25 protein-coding genes and 1 pseudogene are annotated in these 26,114 nt (G+C 73.2%); 9 read left to right on the top strand and 17 right to left on the bottom strand.

The annotated features are described in order from the left end of the window. Positions 1-136 precede the first annotated feature (136 nt). Complete coding sequence (locus OO52_RS12225; RefSeq protein WP_030643284.1) at positions 137-751, top strand: TetR/AcrR family transcriptional regulator; 615 nt, start codon at positions 137-139, stop codon at positions 749-751. A gap of 137 nt (positions 752-888) precedes the next feature. Here the strand turns inward: OO52_RS12225 and OO52_RS12220 are convergent, their stop codons facing one another. Continuing rightward, positions 889-1,962 (bottom strand): DUF2510 domain-containing protein, encoded by a 1,074-nt coding sequence (locus OO52_RS12220; RefSeq protein WP_030643281.1) that lies wholly within the window; start codon positions 1,960-1,962, stop codon positions 889-891. A gap of 272 nt (positions 1,963-2,234) precedes the next feature. Here OO52_RS12220 and OO52_RS12215 point away from each other — a divergent pair, with 272 nt between their 5' ends. Beyond that, positions 2,235-4,892, top strand: a complete 2,658-nt coding sequence (locus OO52_RS12215) for an ATP-binding protein (protein WP_030937407.1) — start codon at positions 2,235-2,237, stop codon at positions 4,890-4,892. Between the two features lie 18 nt (positions 4,893-4,910). Here the strand turns inward: OO52_RS12215 and OO52_RS12210 are convergent, their stop codons facing one another. The 8 genes and pseudogenes from OO52_RS12210 to OO52_RS12175 all read right to left on the bottom strand — a co-directional run bounded on the left by OO52_RS12210 (position 4,911) and on the right by OO52_RS12175 (position 11,433). Next, entirely contained in the window at positions 4,911-5,702 is a 792-nt protein-coding gene (locus tag OO52_RS12210; RefSeq protein WP_030643276.1) for an SDR family NAD(P)-dependent oxidoreductase, read from the bottom strand. 77 nt (positions 5,703-5,779) lie between these two features. Continuing rightward, a complete protein-coding gene (pcaD, locus tag OO52_RS12205) occupies positions 5,780-6,901 on the bottom strand; it encodes a 3-oxoadipate enol-lactonase (protein WP_030643274.1) in 1,122 nt (373 codons plus the stop codon). After that, on the bottom strand, positions 6,898-8,238 hold the full coding sequence (gene pcaB, locus OO52_RS12200) for a 3-carboxy-cis,cis-muconate cycloisomerase (RefSeq protein ID WP_030643271.1): 1,341 nt from the start codon (positions 8,236-8,238) through the stop codon (positions 6,898-6,900). Before pcaB ends, pcaD begins: the two co-directional genes overlap by 4 nt. Beyond that, complete coding sequence (pcaG, locus tag OO52_RS12195) at positions 8,235-8,837, bottom strand: protocatechuate 3,4-dioxygenase subunit alpha (protein ID WP_030643269.1); 603 nt, start codon at positions 8,835-8,837, stop codon at positions 8,235-8,237. The genes pcaB and pcaG overlap by 4 nt, the downstream gene beginning before the upstream one ends. Positions 8,838-8,842: 5 nt before the next feature. Continuing rightward, the gene (gene pcaH, locus OO52_RS12190) at positions 8,843-9,616 is read right to left on the bottom strand and encodes a protocatechuate 3,4-dioxygenase subunit beta (protein ID WP_030643267.1); all 774 of its coding nucleotides are present in this window, start codon (positions 9,614-9,616) and stop codon (positions 8,843-8,845) included. A gap of 40 nt (positions 9,617-9,656) precedes the next feature. Then, a pseudogene (locus OO52_RS49560) lies at positions 9,657-9,878 on the bottom strand (hypothetical protein); the annotation flags it as partial. 128 nt (positions 9,879-10,006) lie between these two features. Next, on the bottom strand, positions 10,007-10,651 hold the full coding sequence (locus OO52_RS12180; RefSeq protein ID WP_030643263.1) for a CoA transferase subunit B: 645 nt from the start codon (positions 10,649-10,651) through the stop codon (positions 10,007-10,009). Beyond that, positions 10,651-11,433: a CoA transferase subunit A gene (locus OO52_RS12175; protein WP_030643261.1), complete on the bottom strand. Its 783-nt coding sequence runs from the start codon at positions 11,431-11,433 to the stop codon at positions 10,651-10,653. The genes OO52_RS12180 and OO52_RS12175 overlap by 1 nt, the downstream gene beginning before the upstream one ends. A 195-nt stretch (positions 11,434-11,628) precedes the next feature. Here OO52_RS12175 and OO52_RS12170 point away from each other — a divergent pair, with 195 nt between their 5' ends. Next, positions 11,629-12,093 carry a MarR family winged helix-turn-helix transcriptional regulator gene (locus OO52_RS12170; protein WP_030643260.1) on the top strand — a complete coding sequence of 155 codons (465 nt, stop codon included), beginning with the start codon at positions 11,629-11,631 and terminating at the stop codon, positions 12,091-12,093. A 71-nt stretch (positions 12,094-12,164) separates the two neighbouring features. Here OO52_RS12170 and OO52_RS12165 read toward each other — a convergent pair whose 3' ends face one another. Then, positions 12,165-13,187 (bottom strand): DUF3048 domain-containing protein, encoded by a 1,023-nt coding sequence (locus OO52_RS12165; protein WP_420711384.1) that lies wholly within the window; start codon positions 13,185-13,187, stop codon positions 12,165-12,167. A gap of 133 nt (positions 13,188-13,320) precedes the next feature. On the opposite strand from OO52_RS12165, the gene OO52_RS12160 reads away from it, so the two are divergent. Continuing rightward, positions 13,321-14,511: a zinc-dependent alcohol dehydrogenase gene (locus OO52_RS12160; protein WP_030643258.1), complete on the top strand. Its 1,191-nt coding sequence runs from the start codon at positions 13,321-13,323 to the stop codon at positions 14,509-14,511. A gap of 78 nt (positions 14,512-14,589) precedes the next feature. On the opposite strand, the gene OO52_RS12155 is transcribed toward OO52_RS12160, so the two are convergent. Beyond that, positions 14,590-15,666, bottom strand: coding sequence for an ATP-dependent DNA ligase (locus OO52_RS12155; RefSeq protein WP_030643257.1), 1,077 nt, complete (start codon positions 15,664-15,666; stop codon positions 14,590-14,592). 94 nt (positions 15,667-15,760) lie between these two features. Here OO52_RS12155 and ligD point away from each other — a divergent pair, with 94 nt between their 5' ends. Together ligD and OO52_RS12145 are read left to right on the top strand one after the other, a co-directional pair. Continuing rightward, positions 15,761-16,780, top strand: coding sequence for a non-homologous end-joining DNA ligase (gene ligD / locus OO52_RS12150; protein ID WP_030643256.1), 1,020 nt, complete (start codon positions 15,761-15,763; stop codon positions 16,778-16,780). A gap of 89 nt (positions 16,781-16,869) precedes the next feature. Next, the gene (locus OO52_RS12145; protein WP_030643255.1) at positions 16,870-17,946 is read left to right on the top strand and encodes a LacI family DNA-binding transcriptional regulator; all 1,077 of its coding nucleotides are present in this window, start codon (positions 16,870-16,872) and stop codon (positions 17,944-17,946) included. A 30-nt stretch (positions 17,947-17,976) separates the two neighbouring features. Here OO52_RS12145 and OO52_RS12140 read toward each other — a convergent pair whose 3' ends face one another. Further along, on the bottom strand, positions 17,977-18,765 hold the full coding sequence (locus OO52_RS12140) for a VOC family protein (protein WP_030643254.1): 789 nt from the start codon (positions 18,763-18,765) through the stop codon (positions 17,977-17,979). Between the two features lie 271 nt (positions 18,766-19,036). Between OO52_RS12140 and OO52_RS12135 the strand changes: the two genes are divergently transcribed. After that, entirely contained in the window at positions 19,037-19,282 is a 246-nt protein-coding gene (locus tag OO52_RS12135) for a WhiB family transcriptional regulator (protein WP_030643251.1), read from the top strand. Positions 19,283-19,345: 63 nt separating this feature from the next. Here OO52_RS12135 and OO52_RS12130 read toward each other — a convergent pair whose 3' ends face one another. The 4 genes from OO52_RS12130 to OO52_RS12110 form a co-directional block, all read right to left on the bottom strand. Then, a complete protein-coding gene (locus tag OO52_RS12130; protein WP_030643249.1) occupies positions 19,346-20,320 on the bottom strand; it encodes an acyl-ACP desaturase in 975 nt (324 codons plus the stop codon). A 227-nt stretch (positions 20,321-20,547) separates the two neighbouring features. Then, the gene (gene ddaH / locus OO52_RS12120; protein WP_037670734.1) at positions 20,548-21,324 is read right to left on the bottom strand and encodes a dimethylargininase; all 777 of its coding nucleotides are present in this window, start codon (positions 21,322-21,324) and stop codon (positions 20,548-20,550) included. Positions 21,325-21,488: 164 nt separating this feature from the next. Then, a complete protein-coding gene (locus OO52_RS12115; protein ID WP_030643245.1) occupies positions 21,489-23,114 on the bottom strand; it encodes an ABC-F family ATP-binding cassette domain-containing protein in 1,626 nt (541 codons plus the stop codon). 309 nt (positions 23,115-23,423) lie between these two features. Next, positions 23,424-23,840: an SsgA family sporulation/cell division regulator gene (locus tag OO52_RS12110; RefSeq protein WP_030643242.1), complete on the bottom strand. Its 417-nt coding sequence runs from the start codon at positions 23,838-23,840 to the stop codon at positions 23,424-23,426. A gap of 279 nt (positions 23,841-24,119) precedes the next feature. On the opposite strand from OO52_RS12110, the gene OO52_RS12105 reads away from it, so the two are divergent. Both OO52_RS12105 and OO52_RS12100 read left to right on the top strand, forming a co-directional pair. Beyond that, a complete protein-coding gene (locus OO52_RS12105; protein ID WP_030643240.1) occupies positions 24,120-25,316 on the top strand; it encodes an oxidoreductase in 1,197 nt (398 codons plus the stop codon). 75 nt (positions 25,317-25,391) lie between these two features. Beyond that, the gene (locus OO52_RS12100; RefSeq protein ID WP_030643238.1) at positions 25,392-25,730 is read left to right on the top strand and encodes a hypothetical protein; all 339 of its coding nucleotides are present in this window, start codon (positions 25,392-25,394) and stop codon (positions 25,728-25,730) included. Positions 25,731-25,773: 43 nt separating this feature from the next. Here the strand turns inward: OO52_RS12100 and OO52_RS12095 are convergent, their stop codons facing one another. Beyond that, a complete protein-coding gene (locus OO52_RS12095; RefSeq protein WP_030643236.1) occupies positions 25,774-26,070 on the bottom strand; it encodes a YciI family protein in 297 nt (98 codons plus the stop codon). Positions 26,071-26,114 lie beyond the last annotated feature (44 nt).

Raw genomic sequence — 26,114 nt, 5'->3', positions numbered from 1 at the left:
CGATACGCCAGTGTACCGATACGCTTGAGTACCGGTACACTGGCGTATCGATTGATGTGCGCCACACTGGGAACGGGGACGGGAACCAGGCGCCGCACAGCCACGGGAAACAGGCACGAGTGAGGGGAAGCACCGCATGACGTCGCAGGCCGCGGACGCACCGGACACGGTCGTCGCCTCGCGCCGCTCCAAGATCACGCCGGAGCGTGAGCGGGAGTTCTTCGACGCCGTGCTGGAACAGATCCGCGAGTGCGGCTACGAGTCCGTCACCATGGAGGGCGTCGCCGCCAGCACCCGGTGCAGCAAGTCCACGCTCTACCGGCAATGGAAGACCAAGCCGCAGTTCGTCGCGGCGGCGCTGCGCGCCAGCCGCCGGGTGAGGTTCGCCGGCATCGACACCGGATCGCTCGCCGAGGACCTGCGCCAGGCCGCGCGGGCCGCGGGCGACTGGTCCGGCAAGGACACCCGGCTGCTCCAGGCGCTGGGGCACGCGGTGACGGCGGACCAGGAGCTGGCCCAGGCGCTGCGCGAGGCCCTGGTGGAGCCGGAGATCGCCGCGCTGCAGGAGATCCTGGCCCGGGGCGTGGCCCGGGGCGAGGTCCGGGCGGGCCACCCGGCGCTGGAGTACGTCCCGGCCATGATGTTCGGCGTGCTGCGCGTGCGCCCGGTGGTCGACGGCCACTACGCCGACTCCGACTACCTCGTCCGCTTCGTGGAGGCCGCCGTGCTGCCCTCGCTCGGACTGACATGAGACCCAGGCCGCCGTTCACGGGATGACTGAACGGTGACCTGCCCGCGCCGCACCGTGGGGACGGGGGCGGCGCGCACCCCCCGGCCGGGTGGGATTCCTCTTGAGCGGAGGGGGATCCCACCCGGCCGATCCGTCTCTCAGACGTCCTGGCCGCTCCCGCCGCCGGACGAGACCTTGATCCCCTTGAGGATCTCGTCGATGACGGACAGCTTCTGCCCGACGTCCACGCCGAAGCGGACCACCACGATCTGCCGGGCGTCGTCGGGGGAGGGGAAGGCGACCGACTCGACGTAGCCGTCGGACCCCTTGCTCGTGACCGCCTTCCAGCGCACGAGATAACCCTTCTGCCCGGCCACCGTCACCGCCTCGGAGGCCAGCACCTCGTGCGAGGTGATGCTGCCGTAGGTGGTGCCGCCGTACGACTGCTTGGCGTTGGCGGCGATGTCCGCCTTCGCGACCTCCTCCGCCGTGTCGGCCTCGATGCCCAGCGCCACCGCCGGAGCCGTGTAGGCGCCGCCCGCGGTGCACGTCTGGGCCGTGTTGCCCGGGCACTTGTAGGCGTCGTCGGAGGTCACCTGCGCGCCGACGCTGATCGTCTGTCCGGTCCAGCCCTTCGGCACCGGCAGGCTGATGCCGTTGACCGGGTCCGTCACGGAGCCGCCGCCCTTGACCTTCGGCGCCTCCGACTGACCCGGGGACGGCGAGGCCCCACCGGACCCGCCCGAGCCGCCGGACCCGCCGCTCCCGCCCGAGCCGCCGCCGGGCCCGCCGAACGGCCCGCCCCGGCCGCCGTCCTGCCCCTGCCGTGACCCGGCGCGGTCGTCGCCGCCACCGCCGTCCTTGGTGAGGGCGTACACGCCGACCCCGATGCTCGCCAGGACCGCGGCCGTCACCGCGACGGCTATGCCCGTGCGCAGCCCGCGCCGGGAGGGGGCGGGCGGCGGAGCGGGATACGCCTGATGGCCCTGCTGGCCCGGAAAGCCCTGCTGGCCCGGATACGCCGGGTAGGCGCCGAACCCGGCGGGAGCCGAGGGCGCCGGGCCTGCCGGGTGCGACTCGGCCGGCTGGGCCGGGGGACCCCATGTGGCGGCCGTGCCGGCGGGGCGGGTCTGGTCCGTCCAGGCCTTGCCGTCCCACCAGCGCTCGGTGGGCGGACCGTCGTTCGTCTGCCCGGGGTCGGGGTACCACCCGGGAGGAGTCACCTGCGTCATGCCCCCACCGTATGAGGCGACCGTGAAAGCGGGATGAGAGGATCCGCCGCCAAGGGGGCAAACCGCCATGTTTTGCCCCGGATTTCTCGGTGGCGCCCTCCCGCAGACGCCGTTGACACTCCGTCCGCTGGTCGCGCGGACGGTCGCGTCGCCCGCCCGCCCCCTGTTTCACCCGGCCGGGCAACAGCTGACGCGAGCGGCCACCGCGGGCCCCGCCCGACGGCTACGCTCGGGGTCTGTACGTCATTCGGGCGACCTGGGGAGGTAACGGGATGACGGAGGGACGGCCGTCGGCGGCCGGCTCGGCTCCCCTGTGGGAGCGGGACGCCGAGCTCGCCACCGTCGCGCAGGCACTCGACGTCCTGTGCGCGGACCAGTCGTCCGCGGGCAGCCTGCTGGTCATCCGGGGCGAGGCGGGACTCGGCAAGACCGCGCTGCTGGCCGAGACCCGGCGCATCGCCGAACGCCGTGGCTGCGCCGTCTGGTCCGCCCGCGGCGCCGAGACACTGAGATCCGTCCCGTTCCACGTCGTACGGCAGCTCCTCCAGCCCGCGCTGCTGTCCTTGCTGCCCGAGGAGGCCCGCGAGTACCTCGGCGACTGGTACGACATCGCCGGACCCGCCCTCGGCATAGCGGAACCGCAAGCCGACAACGCCGACCCGCAGTACGTCTGCGACGGACTCGTCGCCGCGGTGCGCCGGCTCTCCCGCCGCCAGTGGCCGCTGGTCCTGCTCGTCGACGACGCGCACTGGGCCGACCAGGAGACCCTGCGCTGGCTCGCCGCCTTCGCCGAACGCCTGGACGACCTGTCCGTCCTCGTCGTGGTCGCCCGCCGGCCCGGCGAGGTCAGCGGGGACAGCGCCCGCCTGCTCGACGCGGTGGCCGCCGCGGGCCGCCCCGTCCCCACCCTCAGCGCCCTCACCCCGGACGCCACCGCCGGACTCACCCGCGCCACCGTCGGCCGGCACGCCGACGACGCGTTCTGCCGCGAGGTCTGGGCCGTCACCGGCGGCAACCCCTACGACACCGTCGAACTCCTCGCCAAGGTGCAGGACAGCGAACTCCAGCCGGTCGAGGCGCAGGCGGGAGAACTGCGCGCGCTCAACCGCGCCGCCCGCGGCGGCGGACTGGTCGACCGGCTCAAGGGCCTCGGTCTGGAGGCGACCCGGTTCGCCTGGGCCGCCGCCATCCTCGGCACCGGCATCACCGTCGACATGGTCGCCGAACTCGCCACCATGAACGACGAACTGGCCCGGACGTGCGCCGAACTCCTCTGCAACGCCCGCATCCTCACCCGACCCGAGCCGCCCGCCGGCACCGAACGGACCGACGGCGAGCTGGAGTTCGTCCACCCCCTCATCGCCACCGCCGTCTACAACTCCATCCCGCCCGGCGTGTGCACCGCCATGCACGGCGTGGCCGCGCAGATGATCACCGAGCGCGGCCGCGGCGCCGCCGAGGCCGCCCGGCACCTGCTGAAGGTGCACCCGGACGACGACGAGGAACTGGTCGGGCAGCTGCGCGAGGCCGCCCGCGAACACCTCGCCGTCGGCGCGCCCGACGCGGCCCGCCGCTGCCTGGAACGCGCGCTGGCGGAGCCGCCCCTCCCCGAGGTGCACGCGCACGTCCTCTACGAACTCGGCTGCGCCACCCTGCTGACCAGCCCCGCGGTCACCATCGACCATCTGCAGAGCGCGCTCGGCATGCCCGGCCTCGACGGCGACGACCGGGTCGACGCCGTCGTCCGCCTCTCCCAGGCGCTGCTCCACAACGACCAGCTCGAGGAGGCCGTCCGCACGGTCGAGGCCGAGGCCGCCCGCCACGAGGCGGGCCCCGTCCGGATGCGGTTGCAGGCCTTCCAGTTCATGTGGGAGGGCATCCACGGCGAGACCGTCTCCCCGGCCCGCTCCCGGCGCCTGGCCGAGCTGGCGAGCACCTGCGCCGGCCGTGACAACGCCGAACGCGCCCTGCTGATCCTGCGCGGCTTCGACGCGATGACCCACGGCGAGAGCGCCGACGAGGTCATCGACCTGTGCGACCGGGCCCTCGTCAACGGCCGCCTCGCGCCCGGCCTCGGCTGGACCGACCCCGAGTGGGGCATGGAACTGCTGATGATGCTCGGCAGCGCCTACACCTACGCCGACCGGCTCGACCGCGCCGAGAGCCTGTTCGCCGAGGCCCGGCGCGTCTACACCACGGCCGGCTGGCGCGGCGGCCATCTCTCCCTGGCCAACGCCTTCCTCGGGCTCGCCTACCGCAGACAGGGCCGGCTGCGCGACGCCGAGTCCACCCTGCGCGAGGCCCTCGTCCTCGCCGAACGCGTTGGCCGCCGCCTGCCGTTGTACTGGTCGGCCACCTGCGGACTGGTCGACACCCTGCTGGCCCGGGGCCGGGTCGAGGAGGCCTGGTCGGTCGCCGAGCGGTACGGTTTCGCGCCGCCGTACCCGTCCACCATCGTGCTGCCCGACATCCGCTCCGTGCGCGGCCGGCTGCTGCTCGCCGTCGGCCGCACCGAGGACGGCATCAACGAACTGGAGGCCGCCGAGAAGACCGCCGCCTCCCGTGGCGGGCACAACCCGGTGCTCGCGCCCTGGTCCATCGACCTCGCCAAGGCGCTCGCCGGGCAGGACCCGGACCGGGCCGCCCAGCTCGCGGCCGACGCCCGCCGGCAGGCCGAGCGGTTCGGCACGGACACCGCCATCGGCGAGGCCCTGCGGTGCGCCGCCGCCCTGGCGACGGGACAGCGGGCGGTCCAGCTGGAGGCCTCACCCTGCCAGTACGAGCACGCGGCGGCCCGCGTCGAGTACGGCATCGCCGCCCGCTCGGTCGCGGAACTGAGCCGGGGCCTGGACCTGGCGCGGGCATGCGGCGCGGAGGGGCTGGTGACCCAGGCACGGGAGGTGCTGGAGACGGGGCGGGGGCTGCACTGAGCCGGCGCCACCCGGTGTTCACATGGCCAGCAACTGCTCCGTCACGGCCGCCAGCCGCTTGCGCACGTCCCCGTCGTACGCCGCCTCGTGCGCCCGCGCCGGCCGCGTCCCGTCGTAGTACCCGCCGCTGCCCGTCTCCCGGGTGGCCAGCGCCAGCACGCCCGGTGCCCCGTCGGCGACCGAGTTCCACGGGGTGATGCCGCCCTCGCGGACCATCGCCGTGTCCATGTAGGTGGCGGGGTGCAGCACGTTCACCGACACGCCGCTGCCCGCCAGCTCCTCGGCCAGGGTGAAGGTGTACGCGGCGAGCGCGAACTTGCTGCGGCAGTAGGCCGAGAGGCCGCTGTAGCTGCGGCTGAACTCGGGGTCCGCGTGGTCGACGGGCTCCTGGCCGCCCGAGCCGACGTTGACGATCCGGGCCGGCGGATTCGCCCGCAGGACCGGCAGCAGGGCGCGCGTCAGCACCACGGGCGCGAGGTAGTTCACGGCGAGCCGCAGCTCGTGCCCGTCGGCGCTCAGCTCGCGCCCGGAGCCGGGTGTCCCCGCGCCGACGCCCGCGTTGTTGATCAGCACGTCGAGGCCGGGATGCGCCTCGGCCACCCGCGCGCCCAGCTCCCGCACCTCGGCCAGCCGGGCGAGATCGGCGACGAACCCCTCGGCCGCGCCCTCCGTGCGCAGCTCCTCGACCAGCCGCTCGGTGCGCGCCCGGTCACGGCCGTGGGCCAGGACGAGGTGACCGGAGCGGACCAGTTCGAAGGCGACGTACCGGCCGAGCCCGGAGGTGGCACCGGTGATCAGAACAGTGGACATGCCATCAGCCTACGCACGCCCGGGCGACGGGAACGAGCCGTTGCCGGGAGTACGACCAGCGGGGTCACCCTCGCCCCTCAGCCCGCCTCCTCCTCGGCGAGGACCCGCTGGGCCGTCGCGAACGCCGAGTTGGCGGCCGGCACCCCGCAGTACACGGCGGTCTGCAACAGCACCGCGCCGATCTCCTCCGGCGTCAGCCCGTTGCGCCGCGCCGCCCGGACGTGCATCGCCAGCTCGTCGTGGTGGCCGTGCGCGACCAGCGCGGTCAGCGTGATCATGCTGCGCTCGCGGCGGGACAGCGTCGGGTCCGTCCAGATCTCCCCCCACGCGTAGCGGGAGATGAAGTCCTGGAAGCGGGCCGTGAACGGCGTCTGCCGAGCCTGCGCGCGGTCCACGTGGGCGTCGCCCAGCACCTCCCGGCGCACCGCAGTCCCGCTCGCCGGCGGCCCGTCGAGGTGGGTGCGCAGCGCGGTCAGCACGGCCCGCGGGCACTGCGCCGGCGCCAGATGGGAGGCCCCGGGCAGCTCCACCAGCGTCGCCGCCGGCACCGCGTCGGCGATCTCCCGCAGGTGCGGGGGCGGGGTCGCGGGATCCTGCCGGCCCGCCACCACGAGCGTCGGTACGGCGATGTCGCCGAGCCGGTCGCGCAGGTCGAACGCGGCGAGCGCGTCACAGCAGGCGGCGTAGGCTCCCGGATCGGCCTCCCGGTGGTCGCGGACCAGCCCTGGCACACTGAAACCGGGCGTGAACCAACGCGCGTCGGCGCTCTGTGCGAGCCCCTCCAGGCCCTCGCGGCGCACCCGCTCCGCCCGCTCCCGCCAGGGCGCCTCCCCGCCGAAGTGGGCGGAGGAGCACAGCACCGCCAGCGAGGACAGCCGCCCGGGGTGGTGGACGGCCAGGTGCAGGCCGACGGCGCCGCCCAGGGACACGCCCGCGTACGCGAACCGGTCGATGCCGAGGGCGTCGGCCAGCTCCAGCACCAGCGCGGCGAGGTCGCCGACGGTCGCGCCCGGCCCGATCAGGTCCGCCGCCGAGCCCCCGTGCCCGGGCAGGTCCCAGCGGACCACCCGGTGGGCGGCGGACAGTTCGGGCGCGACCCGGTCCCACAGGGCGAGGGAGGTGCCGAGCGAGGGGCCGAGCAGCAGCGCGGGAGCGGAAGCCGGGCCTTCTTCCAGGTGGTTGAGGAGTCTCACGGTCAAGGTCGCTCCAGAGCACGGTCGGTGAGCGGACCGGCGAAGCCGGTGTAGTGGGCGGGGTCGAGCAGGTCGTCGAGATCGATGCCCTTCAACTCGGAGACCTGTGCCAGCAGTTCGGACAGCGGGCGGTTCTCTTCATGGGCGCGGCGGGCCAGTTCGGTCAGCAGCTCCTTGGCACGCGCGCGGCCGAGGACGGGCGCGAGGGCGGCCGACAGCCGCTCGGAGACGATCAGGCCCCGGGTGATGCCGAGGTTCCGGCGCATCGCGGCCGGGTGCACACGCAGCCCCTCGGCCAGCTCCGCCGCGTGGGAGGCCGCGCCGCCCACCAGCCGGAGCAGGTCGCGCAGCGGCTCCCACTCGGCGTGCCAGGCGCCGGCCGGCCGCTCGTCCTCGGCGGCGAGCGAGCCGTACAGCGTGGCCGCGAGCTGGGGGGCGCGCCGGGCGGCGGCTGCCAGGAGCGTGGCGCGCACCGGGTTCGCCTTGTGCGGCATGGCCGACGAGCCGCCGCCGCTGCCCTCGCTCACCTCCCCGATCTCGGTGCGCGACAGCGTCAGGACGTCCACGCCGAGCTTGCCCAGCGCCCCCGCGGTGAACGCCAGGCACCCGGCCAGGTCCGCGACCGGGGTGCGCAGCGTGTGCCAGGGCAGCACCGGTGCGGCGAGGCCGGCTTCACGGGCGTACGCCCGCGTCAGAGCGGTCGCGTCCTTTGTGCCGTACGCCCGGAAGGCCGCCAGGGTCCCCGCGGCGCCGCCGAGTTGGGCCGGGAGCGAGTCCCGGACCCGGGTGACGCGGTCGCGCGCGTCCAGGACCAGCGAGCGCCAGCCGGCCGCCTTCAGCCCGAACGTCGTCGGTACGGCGTGCTGGGTGAGCGTCCGCCCCGGCAGCACCGTGTCCCGGTGCGCGGCGGCGAGGCGGGCCAGTGCCCGCTCGGTGCGGCCGAGGTCGGCCAGGACCGGGCGGAGGGCGCGCACGGCGACCAGCATGGTCGCCGTGTCCATGATGTCCTGGCTGGTGGCTCCCCGGTGGACGTAGGGGCCGTACTCCTCGCCGACCGCCGCGGTCAGGTCGGCGACCAGCGGGATGACCGGGTTGCCGCCGTCCGCGGTCCGCGCCGCCAGGGAGCGGATGCCGAACCGGTCCGGGACGGCCGCCCCGGTCACCGCCGCCGCGGCCTCGGCCGGGGCGAGGCCCAGCGCGGCCTGCGCCCGGGTCAGCGCGGCCTCCGCGTCGAGCAGGGCCCGCAGATACGCGTGGTCGCTCGTCTCGGACGCGGCGCCCGACAGCCCCCACTCCGGGGCGAGCAGGCCGGTGTCGGCGTAGGGAGGGGACGCGGATGTCACTCGAACTCCAGGAAGACCGTCTCGCCTTCGCCCTGAAGGCGGATGTCGAAACGGTAGGCGCCGCCCGCCTCCTCGCGCGCGATCAGCGTGTCGCGCCGGTCGCCCACCCGGGTGAGCAGCGGGTCGGCGGCCAGCGCGGTCTCGTCGCCCGGCAGGTAGATCCGGGTGAACAGGTGCACGAGCAGGCCGCGCGCGAAGACGCAGACACTGAGGTACGGCGCGTTCCGCCCGCGTGCGCCGGGCCGGAGCGTACGGGCGTACCAGTGGCCGTCCGCGTCGGTCTGCACGCGGCCCCAGCCGGTGAACTCGACGCCGTTGCGGCCCAGATGACCGCCGGTGGCCGGGTCGCGCCGCTGAGAGCCGTCCACCTGCGGGACGGTGCCGTCGGGACGCGGGCCCCACAGCTCGATCAGCGCGTCCGGCAGCGGGTCGCCCTCGCCGTCGAGGACGTACCCGTGCACGGTGATCGTGTCCGGGTGGCCGAGCGGCGCGATCTCCTCGCCGCCGCGGAACGGCAGCGCGTAGCCGTAGAACGGGCCGACGGTGTGGGACGGGGTGGGCAGCACCTGGTCCGGGCTGTTCGGGTCGATGATCGTCATGGCGGTCAGCGTCCTTCTTCCGTCCAGGTGGCGGCCGGACCGTCCAGCACGATGTCCCAGTGGTAGCCGAGGGAGAACTCCGGTACCGACAGGCTGTGGTCGTAGGTGGCGACCAGCCGCTGCCGGGCCGCGTCGTCGGTCACGGACTGCAGGATCGGGTCGTACGGGAAGAGCGGGTCGTTCGGGAAGTACATCTGCGTCACCAGCCGCTGGGTGAACGCCGTGCCGAACACCGAGAAGTGGATGTGCGCCGGGCGCCAGGCACCCACGTGGTTGCGCCACGGGTACGGGCCCGGCTGGATGGTGGTGAAGTGGTAGCGGCCCTCGGCGTCGGTGAGGGTGCGGCCGACACCGGTGAAGTTCGGGTCCAGCGGGGCGTCGTGCTGCTCGCGCCGGTGGGCGTAGCGGCCGGCCGAGTTGGCCTGCCAGATCTCGATCAGCTGGCCGCGGACCGGGCGTCCGTGCCGGTCCAGCAGCCGCCCGGAGACGGTGATCCGCTCGCCGACGGGCTCCCCGGTGTGCTGCCGGGTGAGGTCGTTGTCGACCTCGGTGAGGTCGCGCTCCCCGAAGGCGGGGGAGTGCAGTTCCACCAGTTCGGGGTCCTGGCCGGTGTCGATCGCCACCAGCGGCTGCTTCGGGTGGCGCAGCACGGAGGAACGGTACGGCGCGTAGTCGCGGCGCGGCTGGTGTTCGACGGGGGCGCCGTCGGCGACGCGCTTCTCGTAGGCGGCGTGCGCGGCGGTGATTTCCTGGTCGATGTCGGCTTGAGTGAGAGGCATGGGTTACCTGACGCTTCCTTGGCGTTCGAGGAGGAAGTCTTCAGCGTTCGGGGACGAGGGCGAGGGAGAGGCGTTGGCCCACGTCGATGCAGAGGGTGGCCGCGCCGGTGCCGGAGCCCCGGCGGGCGAGCGGGTCGAACTCGGGCCATTCGGCGGGGCAGCCGAGCACCTGGGCGGCGGCAGCACCGGCAGACACCGGTCGCGCTGATCCGGGCGGCGGCTCACGCCCGGTGGCCCGCGGGCCCTCCTCGTCGGCGAGGAGGGCGTCCTCGATCCGGGCGGGGTCGAGTTCCGGGGCGCGGGCGAGGAGTTCGCGCACGGTGCGGGCGGCCGGGTCGTCGGGGCGGACGGCGTCCGCGGTGTGCACGGCATTCTGGGTGAAAGCCGAGCTCACAGCAGATCCTCCGCAACGGTCAGTTCCGCGTCGGTCTTGGCGACGACCTCGTCAACGCTCACGCCCGGCGCGGTCTCGATCAGCGTGAGCCCCGCGTCCGTGACGTCCAGTACGGCCAGATCGGTGATGACCCGGTTCACACACGCTCGGCCCGTGAGCGGCAGCGTGCACTCCTTGAGGATCTTCGCCGCACCGTCCTTCGTGGTGTGCGTCATCACCACGATCACCTGACGGGCGCCGTGCACCAGGTCCATCGCGCCCCCGATCCCCGTGACCAGCTTCCCCGGCACCGCCCAGTTGGCCAGGTCACCGCCGGCGGACACCTGCATCGCGCCGAGCACGGCCACGTCGATGTGCCCGCCCCGGATCATCGCGAACGACAGCGCCGAGTCGAAGAAGGACGCTCCCGGCAGCACGGTCACCGTCTCCTTGCCCGCGTTGATCAGATCCGGGTCCACCTGGTCCTCGGTGGGATACGGGCCCGTGCCCAGGATGCCGTTCTCCGACTCCAGCACCACCTCGACCCCCTCCGGGAGGTGGTTCGGGATCAGCGTCGGCAGGCCGATGCCCAGGTTGACGTACTGCCCGTCCCGCAGCTCGCGGGCCGCGCGGGCGGCCATCTCCTCCCGTGTCCAGGCCATCAGCCGTTCACCGTCCCTCGTGCCGCGGGCGCCGATACCGTGCGCTGCTCGATCCGCTTGTCCGCCGCCTGTTCCGGAGTCAGCGCCACCACCCGCTGGACGAAGACGCCCGGCACGTGCACCGCGTCCGGATCGATCGCGCCCGGCTCCACCAGCTCCTCCACCTCGGCGATCGTGACCCGGCCGGCCATCGCGGCCAGCGGGTTGAAGTTCCGGGCGGACCGGTTGAACACCAGATTCCCGTGCCGGTCCCCCTTCGCGGCCCTGACCAGCGCGAAGTCGGTACGGATGCCCCGTTCCAGCACGTACTCCACGCCGTCGAACTCCCGCACCTCCTTCGGTGGCGAGGCCAGCGCGACCCCGCCGGAGCCGTCGTAGCGCCAGGGCAGCCCACCCTCGGCGACCTGGGTGCCGACCCCGGCCGGGGTGTAGAAGGCGGGGATGCCGGCGCCGCCCGCGCGCAGCCGCTCGGCGAGCGTGCCCTGCGGGATCAGCTCCACCTCCAGCTCACCGGCCAGGTACTGACGGGCGAACTCCTTGTTGGCGCCGATGTAGGAACCGGTCACCCGGGCGATCCGCCCCGCCGCCAGCAGCACCGCCAGCCCGGACTCCATCGCCCCGCAGTTGTTCGACACCACGCTCAGCCCGCCGACCCCGCGCTCGTACAGCGCCTGGATCAGCACGTTCGGCACACCGCTGAGCCCGAACCCGCCGACGGCGAGCGACGCGCCGTCCGGCACATCGGCCACCGCCGCCACGGCCGTGGCGACCACCTTGTCCATCCGTGAAGCTCCGTCTCTCCGGTTCGTCAGGAGCTGATAGTCAGGGCACTGACTATTTCAGCGAGGTGCTGCTCACGTTGCCACTGGAGACGGTGACCGTCAAGGCCCCCTGATCTGGCCACCATCGGGACGGGACAGGGGCGTCGAGTGCCAGGTATCGTTCAGTGCACCAACGAATCGACCAAGGGAGCGCGCATGGCCGCGGTGGACCTCGCCACCCATCCCGGGCACCTGGCCCGGCGGCTCCAGCAGGCGCACTACCTGCTGTGGAACACGATGGTCTCGGAGGAGATCACCTCACCGCAGTTCGCGGTCATGAACGCCCTCGTCGCCGAACCCGGGCTCGACCAGCGGACCGTGGGGGAGCGGGTGGGCCTGGACCGCTCCACCATCGCCGAGGTCATCAGCCGGCTCGACCGCCGGGGGCTGCTGCACAAGGTGCGCGACCCCCAGGACGGCCGGCGCTTCCTGCTCCGCCTCACCGACGAGGGCCTGCGCACCCACCGCAAACTGACCGTGCGCACCGCCCGGATGAACCAGGTCTTCCTCGCCCCGCTGTCCGCCGAGGAGCAGACCGTGTTCTTCGACCTGATCCGCCGGGTCGCGGACGCGGCCGAGGAACTGCGCAACCCGGCCGAGCCACTGGCCGCGCAGGGCTGACGGCGCCGGTGCCGACCCTTGAGGCACCGGCCCTCACCGCGCCCGTACCGACCCGTGAGGCACCGGTTGCCTCACGGTGCAGGGACGAACACCACCCACACCTGCCCCGTCGCGAAGTCCAGCTCGTCACCGTCCGCCGTCGTGAACGCCGTACCGTCCGTCGCCGCCGGCCGCGACCAGGAGCCGTCGAAGGACCGGCCGTCCCGCAGCACCTCCGCCCGCCCGGAGCCGGTCGTCTCGGTGTACGGCGTGGGATTGCCGAGCACGTCGTGGTAGCGCGAGGTGCGCACCTTCACGTGCTGCACGACCACCGTCGGCGGTGCCGGCCGGCCGCTGTCGGTCGTTGTCGTGGGCGTGCCGTCCATCGAGACCAGCCAGCCGCCGCGCTCGGCGGACCAGGTGAAGGTGAGGCGCGCGGCCGGGTAGCGCACGGTCCGCTCGGAGACGGGGGTGCCGCCGGAGGGGGCGGGGCCGTAGCGGAAACCCGTGGTCAGCGCCGATTCGCCGGGGACGGCCGGCAGCAGCGCGGCGGGGCGCAGGTAGAGGTTGTGCGGTGCAGCTCGGTCGGTGCCCCGGGAGTAGGCGCCGGGGGCGTCCTCGGGTGACCGCGCGCGCAGCGGCGCCCGGTCGATCAGCGGCAGCAGCGCGCGCTGGGCACCCGAGTAGGCGAGGGTCGGCACGGTGAACTGGCGCAGCAGCTCCAGGTCGGACTCGCGGACGCTGCGCACCGGTCCGACGGTCTCCGGCAGCCGTGTCGCGTACACCGCCAACAGCCGGCTCAGGCCGCCCTCCACCTGCTCCACGTACACGACGTCCGCCGCGCCGAGCCCGGTCTGCGGGCGGGCCGCGCGGACATTGTCGATCTTCACTGCGAGCGGTGAGCCGACCACGGCCGAACGGCTCGGCGCGGGTGTCGGGGAGTGTCGCGGGGCGCGGTCGTCGGCGCCCCGGCCGTGACCGGTGCAGCCCGTCGTGAGGGCGGCCATCAGCGCGCCGGCCAGCAGTGTCGCCGTCACTGCGGCGCGCCGCGTGCGCGCCCCGCGTCTCATTCCCAGCATCGCCACCCCGTTCGTGTGGTCCGATTGTGCGCTCATCCGGTCATCACCGGCCATACCTGGTCGCTTCGGGTTCGACGGCAGCGGGCGGGGGGTACCCGGGTGCCATCGCACACACGGGATGCAGCCGTACGCGACCGGCAGCCGTACGCGACCAAGGGAGCACCACCCCATGAAGGCAGTCATCTGGCACGGCAAGCGGGACGTCCGGGTCGAGGACGCGCCCGACCCGAGGATCGAGGAGCCCACGGACGCCGTCATCCGCGTCACGTCCACCGGACTGTGCGGCTCCGACCTGCACCTGTATGAAGTGCTCACCCCGTTCATGGCCCCGGGCGACATCCTCGGCCACGAACCCATGGGCATCGTGGAGGAGGTCGGCTCCGAGGTGCCGGACCTACGGCCCGGCGACCGGGTCGTGGTGCCGTTCCAGATCGCCTGCGGCCACTGCTTCATGTGTGACACCGGGCTGCCGACCCAGTGCGAGACCACGCAGGTCACCGGCGAGGGCATGGGCGCCGCCATTTTCGGCTACAGCCGCCTGTACGGCGCCGTCCCCGGCGGCCAGGCCGAGTACCTGCGCGTCCCGCAGGCGCAGTTCGGCCCGATCAAGGTGCCGGAGGGCCCGCCGGACGACCGGTTCGTCTACCTCTCCGACGTGCTGCCGACCGCCTGGCAGGCCGTCGAGTACGCGGCCGTCCCGCCCGGCGGCACCCTCGCGGTCCTCGGCCTCGGCCCGATCGGCGACATGGCCTGCCGGATCGCCAAGGTCCGCGGCGCGGAGCGGGTCTTCGGCGTGGATCTGGTGCCCGAGCGGCTCGCCCGGGCGCAGCGGCGCGGGGTGGAGACGTACGACCTCCGCGCTTTCGACAACGAGAAGTCGCTGGTCCACGCGATCCAGGACGAGACCGGCGGCCGGGGCCCGGACGCCGTGATCGACGCCGTCGGCACCGAGGCCCACGGCAGCGCCGCCGCCAAGCTCGCCCAGCAGGCCACCGCGCTCATGCCCCGCAAGCTCAGCGCCCCGCTCGCCGAACGATTCAGCATCGACCGGCTGGGCGCGCTCCACATGGCGATCGACCTGGTCCGCCGGGGCGGCACGATCTCGCTCAGCGGTGTCTACGGCGGCATGGCCGACCCGATGCCGATGCTGACCCTCTTCGACAAGCAGATCCAGCTCCGCATGGGCCAGGCCAACGTCCGCCGCTGGACGGACCGGATCCTGCCCTACCTGACGGACGAGGACCCGCTCGGCGTCGAAGACTTCGCCACGCACCGGCTGCCGCTGGCGGAGGCGCCGCACGCGTACGAGATGTTCCAGCGCAAGCAGGACGGCGCGGTGAAGATCCTCATGCAGCCGTAGCCGTAGCCGTAGCTGTGGTTGTGGCTGTGGCTGTGGCCGTGGCTTGAGCCCGGCGCCGGTGCTCGTGCGCCGCCCCGCTCAGCCGCTGTCCTTCTCGCCGAGGATCTCCGCGAGGTCGTACCGCACCGGCTCCTCCAACTGGGCGTACGTACAGCTCTCGGGTGTACGGTCCGGGCGCCAGCGGCGGAAGCGGGCCGTGTGCCGGAACCGCTGTCCGTTCTCCATGTGGTCGTACGCCACCTCGGCCACCCGCTCCGGCTGCAGCGGCACCCAGGACAGGTCCTTCTTGCCCGACCAGCGGCTCGGCGCACCCGGCAGGCGGGCCGTCTCGTGCGCGGTCTCGTCCGTCCAGGCGGCCCACGGGTGCCCGGACACGTCGTCCATGCGCAGCGGCTCCAGCTCCTCGACCAGTTCCGCCCGCTTCTTCATGGAGAACGCGGCCGACACGCCCACGTGCTGGAGCCGTCCCTGCTCGTCGTACAGCCCCAGCAGCAGTGAGCCCACCACCGGGCCGCTCTTGTGGAAGCGGTACCCGGCGACGACGACGTCCGCCGTGCGCTCGTGCTTGATCTTGAACATGGCCCGCTCGTCCTGGAGGTAGTGCAGGGTGAGCGGCTTGGCGACGACCCCGTCGAGGCCGGCGCCCTCGAACTGCTCGAACCACCGCCGGGCCACCTCGATGTCGGTCGTCGACGGCGCCACGTGCACCGGCGGGGTCGCCCCGGCCAGGGCCCGGTCCAGCAGGGCGCGGCGGTCGGTGAGGGGCACGTCGAGCAGGGCGTGGTCGTCCAGGGCCAGCAGGTCGAAGGCGACGAAGGAGGCCGGGGTCTTCTCCGCCAGCATCCGCACCCGGGAGGCCGCCGGGTGGATCCGTTCGGTCAGCGCGTCGAAGTCCAGCCGGCCGCCCCGCGCGATGACGATCTCCCCGTCCAGCACGCACCGCTCGGGCAGCCGCTCCTTCAGCGCGTCGACCAACTCGGGGAAGTACCTGGTCAGCGGCTTTCCGGTACGGCTGCCCAGCTCGACCTCGGCCCCGTCCCGGAACACGATCGACCGGAAGCCGTCCCACTTCGCCTCGTAGTGCATCCCCGGCGGGATCTTCGCCACCGACTTGGCGAGCATCGGCTTCACGGGCGGCATGACGGGCAGATCCATGACTCCGATTCTGCTCGCATACATCCGTTTACGCTCGTATACGTACGGCTTTGCCCGGTATGCGAGCTGTGCGGGGTGCGCCTACCGTGGCCGCATGGGTGATGCGGTGGAACTGGAGGTGGGCGGCCGGACCGTACGGCTGTCCAGCCCGGACAAGGTGTTCTTCCCGGAGCGGGGCTTCACCAAGCTGGACCTCGCCCGGTACTACGCCGCCGTCGGCCCCGGCATCCTGCGCGCCCTGCGCAACCGCCCCACCACCCTGGAGCGCTACCCGGACGGCGTCGGCGGCGAGTGGTTCTACCAGAAGCGGGCCCCGAAGGGCATGCCCGGCTGGATCCCGACCGCCCACATCACCTTCCCCAGCGGGCGCACCGCCGACGAGATGTGCCCGACCGAGGAGGCCGCCGTGGTGTGGGCCGCCCAGTACGGCACCCTCACCTTCCACCCCTGGCCGGTCCGCGCCACCGACGTCGACCACCCCGACGAACTCCGCATCGACCTCGACCCGCAGCCCGGCACCGACTACGCCGACGCGGCTCGCGCCGCCCAGGAACTGCGGGCCGTGCTGGAGGAGTTCGGCGGGCTGCGCGGCTGGCCGAAGACCTCGGGCGGCCGGGGACTGCACGTCTTCGTCCCCATCGAACCGCGCTGGACCTTCACCCAGGTGCGCCGCGCGGCGATCGCGGTCGGCCGGGAGATGGAACGCCGGATGCCGGACCGGGTGACCATCAAGTGGTGGAAGGAGGAGCGCGGGAGCCGCATCTTCGTCGACTACAACCAGACGGCGAGGGACCGCACCATCGCCTCCGCCTATTCGGTACGCCCCCGCCCGCACGCCCCCGTCTCCGCGCCGCTGCGCTGGGAGGAGGTCGGTGTCGCCGAGCCCCGTGACTTCGACCTCGCCACCATGCCGGCCCGGTTCGCCGAACTCGGTGACGTGCACGCCGACATGGACGACCACGCCTACTCCCTGGACGCGCTGCTGGAACTGGCCCGCCAGGACGAACACGACCACGGCCTCGGTGACCTGCCGTACCCGCCGGAGTACCCGAAGATGCCCGGCGAACCGAAACGGGTCCAGCCGAGCCGCGCCCGCCGCGAACCGTCGCCCTGAGGCCGCCCGGTTCCGCGTCCTGTTCGGCACCGGCCGGGCCCGCGTCCCGCGGCTATCCTGATCGGCAGCCGCCGATGAGGAGTCCCGAAGTGACCGAGGCAGTGTCGCGTCCCACGCTGGAGGCCGTGGCCGCGCGGGCCGGGGTGTCCCGGGCCACCGTGTCCCGCGTGGTCAACGGCGGCGACGGGGTGCGCGAGCCCCTGGCCGAGCGGGTCCGGCGGGCCGTGGAGGAACTGGGCTACGTCCCCAACCAGGCGGCGCGCAGCCTCGTCACCCGACGGCACGACGCCGTCGCGGTCGTCATCGCCGAGCCCGAGACCCGGGTCTTCGCCGACCCCTTCTTCGCCCTCCAACTGCGCGGCATCAGCAAGGAGCTGACCGCGCACGACAACCAGCTCGTGCTGCTGCTCACCGAGGGCCGCGCCGACCACGCGCGCGTGGCCCGCTATCTCGCCGGCGGCCATGTCGACGGCGCGCTCGTCTTCTCCCTGCACCTGGACGACCCGCTGCCCGGCCTCATCCGCGAAGCCGGCGTGCCCACCGTGTTCGGCGGACGCCCCGACTGGGGCGAGGACGCCCGGGCGGCGGACCCGGGCGTGGTGTACGTCGACTGCGACAACCGGGGCGGGGCCCGCGCGGCCGTACGGCATCTGCTGGACCTCGGCCGCCGGCGCGTCGCCCACATCACCGGTGCGCTGGACCAGACCTCGGCGGTGGACCGGCTCGACGGCTACCGGGACGTCATGGCCGACGTCCTGGGCGGGCACGATCCCCGGCTGGTCGTGGAGAGCGACTTCACCCCGTCCGGCGGCGAGCGCGCCATGCGGGAACTCCTCGACCGCTGCCCGGACGTCGACGCCGTGTTCGCCGCCAACGACCTCACCGCGCTCGGCGCCCTGCGGGTGCTGCGCGCGAGCGGCCGGCGCGTGCCCGAGGACGTGGCCGTGGTCGGCTTCGACGACATGGTGCCGGTCACCGAACAGGCCGACCCCCCGCTGACGACGGTCCGTCAGGACATCGAGGAGATGGGCCGGCTGATGGCCCGCCTGCTGCTGCGCGGACTGTCCGGCGCCCGGGAGGGGAGGGACGCGAAGACAGGCGCCCAGGAGGCACCGCCGTCGGAAGTGATCCTGCCGACCACCCTGATACGCCGCGCCTCCGCCTAGGGCCCGCGCTGCCCGGCGCCCGCCGGTGGCTCAGCCCTGTGGCCGCTCGCTCCTGATGACCGCGAAGCGGACCCCGTACGGATCGGCGAGCTTGGCCATGCGGCCCACGCCCTCCATGGTCGTCGCGGGCACCCGCACCGTCCCGCCCAGGCGCTGCGCCTGTTCCACCACGGCGTCGGTGTCCGCCACCTCGAAGTACGGCAGCCAGTACGGCCCCGCCTCCGCCTCGGTGGGATCGTCGGCCAGCGGCACCATCCCGCCGAACATCGCGTCCTCACCGGCACCGTCCGGGTTGAAACAGGTGTACGACCCGCCCGGGAACGGCGCGGAGGTCTCCAGGCCCAGCACCCGGCGGTAGAACGCGGCGGCCGCCGCGATGTCCGGCGTGTACAGCTCCACCCAGCACAGGGAGCCCGGCACGCCCGCCAGCTCCACGCCCTTGGTCCGGCCCGGCTGCCAGATCCCGAACGGCACGCCCGCCCGGTCGGCGAGGACCGCCATGTGGCCCTGGCCCATCACGTCCGTCGGCTGGAACAGCACCCTGCCGTGGGCCTGTTCGGCGGCCTTGGCGGTGGCCTGGGCGTCCTCGCTCTGGAAGTACACCGTCCAGGCCGGGGGCCCCTGGTCGGGACCGGTCTGCATGCCGCCCGCGACGGTCTTCCCCTCCAACTGGAAGAAGCCGTATCCGCCGGCGTCCGGCCCCGCCGACTGGAACCGCCAGCCGAACAGGGCGCCGTAGAAGGAGGTGGCGCCGTCGATGTCGGGACTGCCGACGTCGATCCAGTTGGGCGCGCCGTTGACGAAACGGGTGGTGAGCATTTCGGCCCTCCTCGCAAGGGGTCCCGTCCTGTGCACTGCCGAGTCTGGCACCGCCCACTGACAATCGCCGCCGGAGTACCGCGACGCGCCGGGACCGTACCGCTCTCACCCAGCGTGACGGCACGCGTTCTCCCGGTTTTCCCAAGGCTTGGCGCGCCGCCGTGCGCACGCCGGGCCGCGGGGAGCATCATCGGGGCGGCCGGAGGCCCCCATCAACGCCGTTTCGCCGGCGTTGATCGAACGTTTTTCGCCGTGGGGCAGGCTCCTGGCCATGCACTACGAAACCATCACCCCGGCCGACGACACCTGGCAGGCGCAGGCGCTGTGCGCGCAGACCGGGCCGGACTTCTTCTTCCCCGAGCCGGGCAGCTCGGTGCGCGAGGCGAAGCGCATCTGCGCCATGTGCGAGCTGCGCCCCGCCTGTCTGGACTACGCGCTGGCCAACGACGAGCGGTTCGGTGTCTGGGGCGGGCTGTCGGAGAAGGAGCGCCTCGCTCTCCGCCGCACCGCCCGCTGACGCCCCCGCGGCCGCGGGGGCGCCCGCCGGCCCGGGCCTCGGAAGAGGCCCGTGCGCGGGGCGTCAGCCTGCCGCGCGTGCCGCCATCCGGGCCTTCCGCGCGGCCAGCTTCTCGTCGAACTTCGTGGCCTCCGCGTCCAGCCCGCCCAGGAACAGGCCGAGTTCCTCCTGCGCCTGGCGCCCCTCGGGGCCGAGACCGTCGATCTCCAGGACCTTCAGGAAGCGCAGCACCGGCTGCAGCACGTCGTCGTGGTGGATGCGCAGGTTGTACACCTCGCCGATCGCCATCTGCGCGGCGGCCCGCTCGAAGCCGGGGATGCCGTGGCCGGGCATCCGGAAGTTCACGACGACGTCCCGGACGGCCTGCATGGTCAGGTCGGGCGCCAGCTCGAACGCGGCCTTCAGCAGGTTGCGGTAGAAGACCATGTGCAGGTTCTCGTCGGTCGCGATGCGCGCCAGCATGCGGTCGCAGACCGGGTCCCCCGACTGGTGGCCGGTGTTGCGGTGCGAGATCCGCGTGGCCAGCTCCTGGAAGGCGACGTAGGCCACCGAGTGCAGCATCGAGTGCCGGTTGTCGGACTCGAAGCCCTCGCTCATGTGGGACATACGGAAACGTTCCAGCTGGTCCGGGTCCACCGCCCGCGAGGTCAGCAGGTAGTCCCGCATCACGATGCCGTGCCGGCCCTCCTCGGCCGTCCAGCGGTGCACCCAGGTGCCCCAGGCGCCGTCGCGGCCGAAGAGCGAGGCGATCTCGTGGTGGTAGCTCGGCAGGTTGTCCTCGGTCAGCAGGTTCACCACGAGGGCGATCCGGCCGATCTCCGTCACCTGGGACTGCTCCTTGTCCCAGGCCTCCCCGTCCTCGAACAGGCCCGGGAAGTTGCGGCCGTCGCTCCACGGCACGTACTCGTGCGGCATCCAGTCCTTGGCGACCTTCAGGTGCCGGTTCAGCTCCTTCTCGACCACTTCCTCCAGTGCGTACAGCAGTCGCGCGTCGGTCCAGACGGACGGGCTGCCGAGGTGGGGGGAGGTGATCGTCATAGGAACTCCAGGGGGACGACGAACAACGGGGGGAAGAAGGGACGGTCCGGCGAGCGGTGCCGGAAACCTACGTGATCGTAGGCTACGAACCCGTAGGTTACGAAGCCGTAGGTTAAGACGCCCGTAAAGATCCCCTGATCAGCCCGCCTGGGCCGGCCGTGCGCGGGTACGCCCCACGGCCCCGGGACCCGCAGGTCCCCGGGCTGTCGGGGCGACGGGATCACCCGTCAGGCGTACAGCTCCCGCAGGCGCACCGAGAGACAGGTCACACAGCCCTCCAGCTTCTCGAACTCGCTGATGTCGACCGTCACCACGTCGTGGCCCAGGTCGGTCAGCAGCTCCGCCGTCTTCGGGGCGCTCGCCGCCATCAGCACCTTGCCGCTGCCGAGCAGCACCACGTGCGCGCCGGACTCCTCGGGCACCGACAGGAAGCCCGGGAACAGCGACGGCCGGTCGATCTTCGGGATGTGCCCGATCACCGTGCCGTCGGGCAGCGCGGTCACCGCCGACTTCAGGTGCAGCACCTTGCTCACGGGTACGGCCACCACACGGGCGCCCAGCGGCTCGAAGGCCGCCCGTAGCTGCTGCACGCCGGCCGCGTTGGTCCGCCCGCCGCGGCCGACGTACACGGTGTCGCCGACCTTGAGGACGTCACCGCCGTCCAGCGTGCCCGGCTCCCATATCCAGTTCACCGAGCAGCCGAGGCGGGCCACCCCCTCCTCGACCCCCGCGGTCTCCGCCCGCCGTGACTCGGCGCCGGGCCGGGTGATCAACGCCACGTTCCGGTACATCACGACGGTGTCCTCGACGAACACCGAATCCGGGCAGTCGTCGGCCGGTTCGACCTCGATGATCTCCCAGCCGTGTGCGCGCAGGGCCTCGACGTACGCCTCCCACTGCTCGCCGGCGAGCCCGACGTCGACCTTCTCCCGCTGGACGTGCGTCACCAGGCCGTCGGCCAGGAGCGGGCTGGGGCGGCGGACGAGGGCCTTCTTGCTGGGCACGAGGGGCCTTTCGAATCGGTCGGTGCGATGGTGCGGTCCGGCGCCGCTCACACGGTGCCGGTCCGACATCATGCAGGGCGCTCCAGCCAGGGCCAAACCCCCGGGCCCGGCGCGTCTCCCGCGAGATCCCGCCGGGCCGCGCCTGCCGCGCCCTCGCCGGCCGGTCAGGCCGGATCCCACAGCGCCTCGGGCGTCGTCTCCGTCACCTCCCCTGCCTCCATCAGCAGCCACCGTGTGATCCCGATCGACTCCAGGAACGGCAGGTCGTGGCTGGCGACGATCAGCGCGCCCTCGTACGACTCCAGGGCCGAGGTCAGCTGCCGGACGCTGGCCATGTCGAGGTTGTTGGTCGGCTCGTCGAGCAGCAGCAACTGGGGCGCGGGCTCGGCGAGCATCAGCGCGGCCAGGGCCGCCCGGAAACGCTCACCGCCCGACAGGGTGGCCGCCTTCTGGTCGGCCCGCGCGCCCCGGAACAGGAAGCGGGCGAGCCGGGCCCGGACCCGGTTGTTGGTGGCGCCCGGCGCGAACCGGGCGACGTTCTCGGCCACCGACAGGTCGTCGTCCAGCACGTCCAGCCGCTGGGGCAGGAACCGCAGCGGGACATGGGCCGTCGCCGTGCCCGACACCGGCGCCAGCTCCCCGGCGACGGTCCGCAGCAGCGTCGTCTTGCCGGCGCCGTTGCGGCCGACGACCGCGATCCGCTCCGGGCCGCGCAGATCGAGGATGCCCGGCACGCGGGCCCGGTAGGCCGTTTCCAGCTTCTCCAGGGTGAGCACCTGCCGGCCGGGCGGTACGGCCGTGTACGGCAGATCGACACGGATCTCGTCGTCGTCCCGTACCGCGTCCACCGCCTCGTCCAGTCGTTCCCTGGCCTCGGCGAGCCGCTCCTCGTGCATGATGCGGTGCTTGCCCGCCGATTCCTGCGCGGCGCGCTTGCGTGCCCCCATGACGATCTTCGGCTCGCGTTTCTGTTCGTACATCTTCTGCCCGTACCGCTTGCGGCGGGCCAGTTTGACCTGGGCGTCGGCCAGTTCGCGCTTCTGCTTGCGCACATCGGCCTCGGCGACGCGCAGCATCCGCTCGGCCGCCTCCTGCTCGACGGCCAGGGCCTCCTCGTAGGCCGAGAAGTTGCCGCCGAACCAGGCGACCTCCCCGGAGCGCAGCTCCGCGATCTGGTCGACCAGGTCCAGCAGTTCCCGGTCGTGGCTGACCACGACCAGCACGCCCGGCCAGGAGGCGACCGTCTGGTACAGCCGACGGCGCGCGTACAGGTCGAGGTTGTTGGTGGGCTCGTCCAGCAACAGGATGTCGGGGCGGCGCAGCAGCAGCGCGGCGAGCCGCAGCAGCACCGACTCGCCCCCGGACACCTCGCCGACGGTCCGGTCCAGGCCGATGTGGCCGAGGCCGAGTTCGCCGAGGGTGACCAGGGCGCGCTCCTCGACGTCCCAGTCGTCGCCGACGGTCTCGAAGTGCTCCTCGGCGACGTCACCCGCCTCGATGGCGTGCAGGGCGGCCCGCCGGTCGGCGATGCCGAGGGCCTGGTCGACGCGGAGCGCGGTGTCGAGCGTGACGTTCTGCGGGAGGTAGCCGATCTCGCCGGCCGCCTTGAGGGTGCCGTCCGCCGGGGTCAGTTCCCCGGCCATCAGTTTGAGCAGGGTGGACTTGCCCGATCCGTTGACGCCGACGAGCCCGGTCCTGCCGGGGCCGAAGGCGATGTCCAGGCCGTCGAAGACGGCGGTGCCGTCGGGCCAGGTGAAGGACACAGAGGTGCAGGTGAGGGAAGCAGACATGGGCGCCTCGCGAGGGACGGGTGCGTTCGGATGGACGCGTGTCGAGACACCGCGAGGCGGAAACCGAAAGGTCTGGGGCACGGAAGGGGCCACGGAAAAGGGCCTGTGCCGGAGGACGGCTCGGACGCCGAGGTCGTACGCCGCGCACACCTCACCGGTGCGACGCGGTGCCTCAGGACCTCAGACGAGCAACGTCCTTCTCCAATCGACGGCAACAGAACCGCTGAACACCGTAGGAGGGGAGGGGAGAGCTGTCAACGTGATTGATTGCCGCGCCGCCCCTCGCGCGCGGCGTTCATCCACCGGAGCTCAGCAGGCGTCCCGCATCAGCTCGGCCAGGTCGTGGTCGAGGTCGAGCTGGAGGTGCTCCAGGCCCTCGGGGACCAGGCCGTTGGTCGCCTCCAGGAACCGCCGGATCTCACCCGAGCGCACGTGCACGATCGCGGTGCCCTCCGGGGCGTGGAACTCCAGCACCGTGCGGTCGTACCCGTACGGCCGCACGCGGACGTCACCGTGGCCCTCGGGACCCTGGAGACCGGCCGTGAGCAGCTCGCGGGAGAAGGTCCAGCACACGTCGACGCCCTCCAGCGTGGCCGGGGCCGGGAACGTCATGCGGACGGCGAACGGGTCGCGCCGGTCGTAGCACAGCGTGGCGGGAATGCTCGGCATGCGCGGTGCGGCGGCGACGAGACGGGCCTCAACGGGCTGCTCGATGACGGTGGACAACGCCTTGCTCCCTCGTGACGGATGGACTGCGCCCGGGTGTGCGGCGCCCGGCACAGGGAGAGACGACGGAAACGGCCGATGCGTGCACACGGGGAACGAGTGACCTCGGTCACCGCGTTCATGCACGGGGAACGTACGGCCGTTCCCGCTCGTGGGCAGGCGCGGGGCACGGCAGGCCCTCTGGACGGGGCCGGGGGAGTGGGGCTAGCTTCGCCCGCCATGAGGCGCTTGGGGAGTACGCGACGCAGGGGACGGACGAGCCGGCTGGTGGCGGTGACAGTGGCGTGCGGGGCGGCGCTGGCCGCCCTGACGGTCCCGGCGGCCGAGGCCCGTCCGCTCGCACCGGACACCACCGGCCCGGCGAGCGCGGGGCAGCCGGTCCCTGGCACGCAACGTGCGGACCGGGTGGCCGCAGACTCCCACAAGACGAGCGCGAACCGGGCGGCCGAAGGCTCCCGCGCGCAGAACGCGAACCCGGCGGCCGAAGACTTCGGCGCCGGAAGCGTGCACTGGGCGGCCAAGGACCCCGGCACGCCGGGCATCCGTTTCCGGGGCCTCGCGGCCGTCGACCGGCGCACCGCCTGGCTGGCCGGCACCGCAGGCACGGTGCTGCGCACCACCGACGGCGGCGCGAGCTGGCGGAACGTCTCCCCGCCGGGGGCGGCCGACCTGCAGTTCCGGGACGTGACGGCGTTCGACGCCCGGCGCGCGGTGGTGCTCGCCATCGGCGAGGGCGAGGCCTCCCGCGTCTACCGCACCGACGACGGCGGTACGACCTGGACGGAGTCCTTCCGCAACACCGACCCGAAGGCCTTCTACGACTGCCTCGCCTTCTTCGACCGCCGCCACGGCCTCGCCCTGAGCGACCCCGTGGACGGGAAGTTCCGCATCCTGTCCACCGCCGACGGCGGACGCTCCTGGCGCGTGCTGCCCGCGGACGGCATGCCGCCCGCGCTGGACGGCGAGGCGGGCTTCGCCGCGAGCGGCCAGTGCCTCGTCACCGCCGGCCCGAAGGACGTCTGGCTGGCCACCGGCGGCGGCGCGCACGCGCGCGTGCTGCACTCCGCCGACCGCGGCCTCACCTGGACGGCCACCGAAACGCCGGTTCCCGCGGGCGATCCCGCCAAGGGTGTCTTCGCGCTGGCCTTCCGCGACCGCGCCCACGGCATCGCGGTCGGCGGTGACTACCGCCCCGACCAGCCCTCTCCTCGGGCCGCCGCGGTCACCGCCGACGGCGGCCGCACCTGGCGGCCCGCCACCACCCCGCCGCCCGCGTACCGCTCCGGTGCCGCCTGGCTCCCGCACAGCCGCACGGCCGCGCTGGCCGTCGGCCCGACCGGCACCGACCTGACCACCGACGGCGGCCGAAGCTGGCGGACCATCGACACCGGCTCCTACGACACCGTCACCTGCACGGCCGATCTGAGCTGCTGGGCGGCCGGCGAGCAGGGGCGGGTGGCGCGGCTCGAACGGTGAGGCTCCGCAGGACCGGTGAGGTAAGCGCCGCGGAACGCGGGTACTCGTTCCCCGTCGCAAAGGAAGGGAGCGATCATGCCAGCCGGTTCCAGCCCCAAGCGTGAGCGTCAGTACGAGCACATCAAGAAGAGCGCGCAGGACCGGGGCGAGAGCACCGGGCGCGCCAAGGAGATCGCCGCGCGGACGGTGAACAAGGAACGCGCCCGCTCCGGCGAGTCCAAGACCGCCAGCCGCAGTTCGACGCAGGACATGTCGTCGAGCAAGCGCGGCGGTCAGCGGTCGGGCAACCGGGTCGGCTCGCACGGCCCGACCCGCGACCAGCTGTACAACGAGGCGAGGCAGCGCGGCATCGAGGGCCGTTCGCACATGAACAAGGAAGAACTGCAGCGCGCGCTGAACGCCGAGAAGGGCTGACGGCCCGCCAGGCCCGACGCCCGAGGAGGTCGAGAGGCTGACGTCAGTCGAGCGTCTGCCGGTGGCGCGCCAGCTCCGGGGCCGTCTTCGTGGCGATGAACTCCGTGACGCGGTAGGCGCACACACCGGCGACGGTGAACGGGTCGCTCGCGACGATCTCGTCGATGCGGGCGCGGTCCCCCGCGACAGCCGGGATCACCCCGCCGTCGCGGGGGTTCTTGCGTCCCGAGGCCAGGAAGAGGCCCTTGCCGTACTGCTCCTCCAGCCAGGCCACATGGTCCGGCAGAACGGCGTCCACGGCATCGAGCGGCGCGGTGTAGGTCAGCTCCAGGACGAACATGATCGCGAGCCTACCCCGCCCGGCCGGCGGCCCGCGGCGGGACC

This window comes from Streptomyces flaveolus (assembly GCF_000716535.1).
Lineage (GTDB): Bacteria > Actinomycetota > Actinomycetes > Streptomycetales > Streptomycetaceae > Streptomyces > Streptomyces flaveolus_A.
Note: the sequence above shows the minus strand (reverse complement) of the source record. Positions and strands in the feature narration are given on the sequence as shown.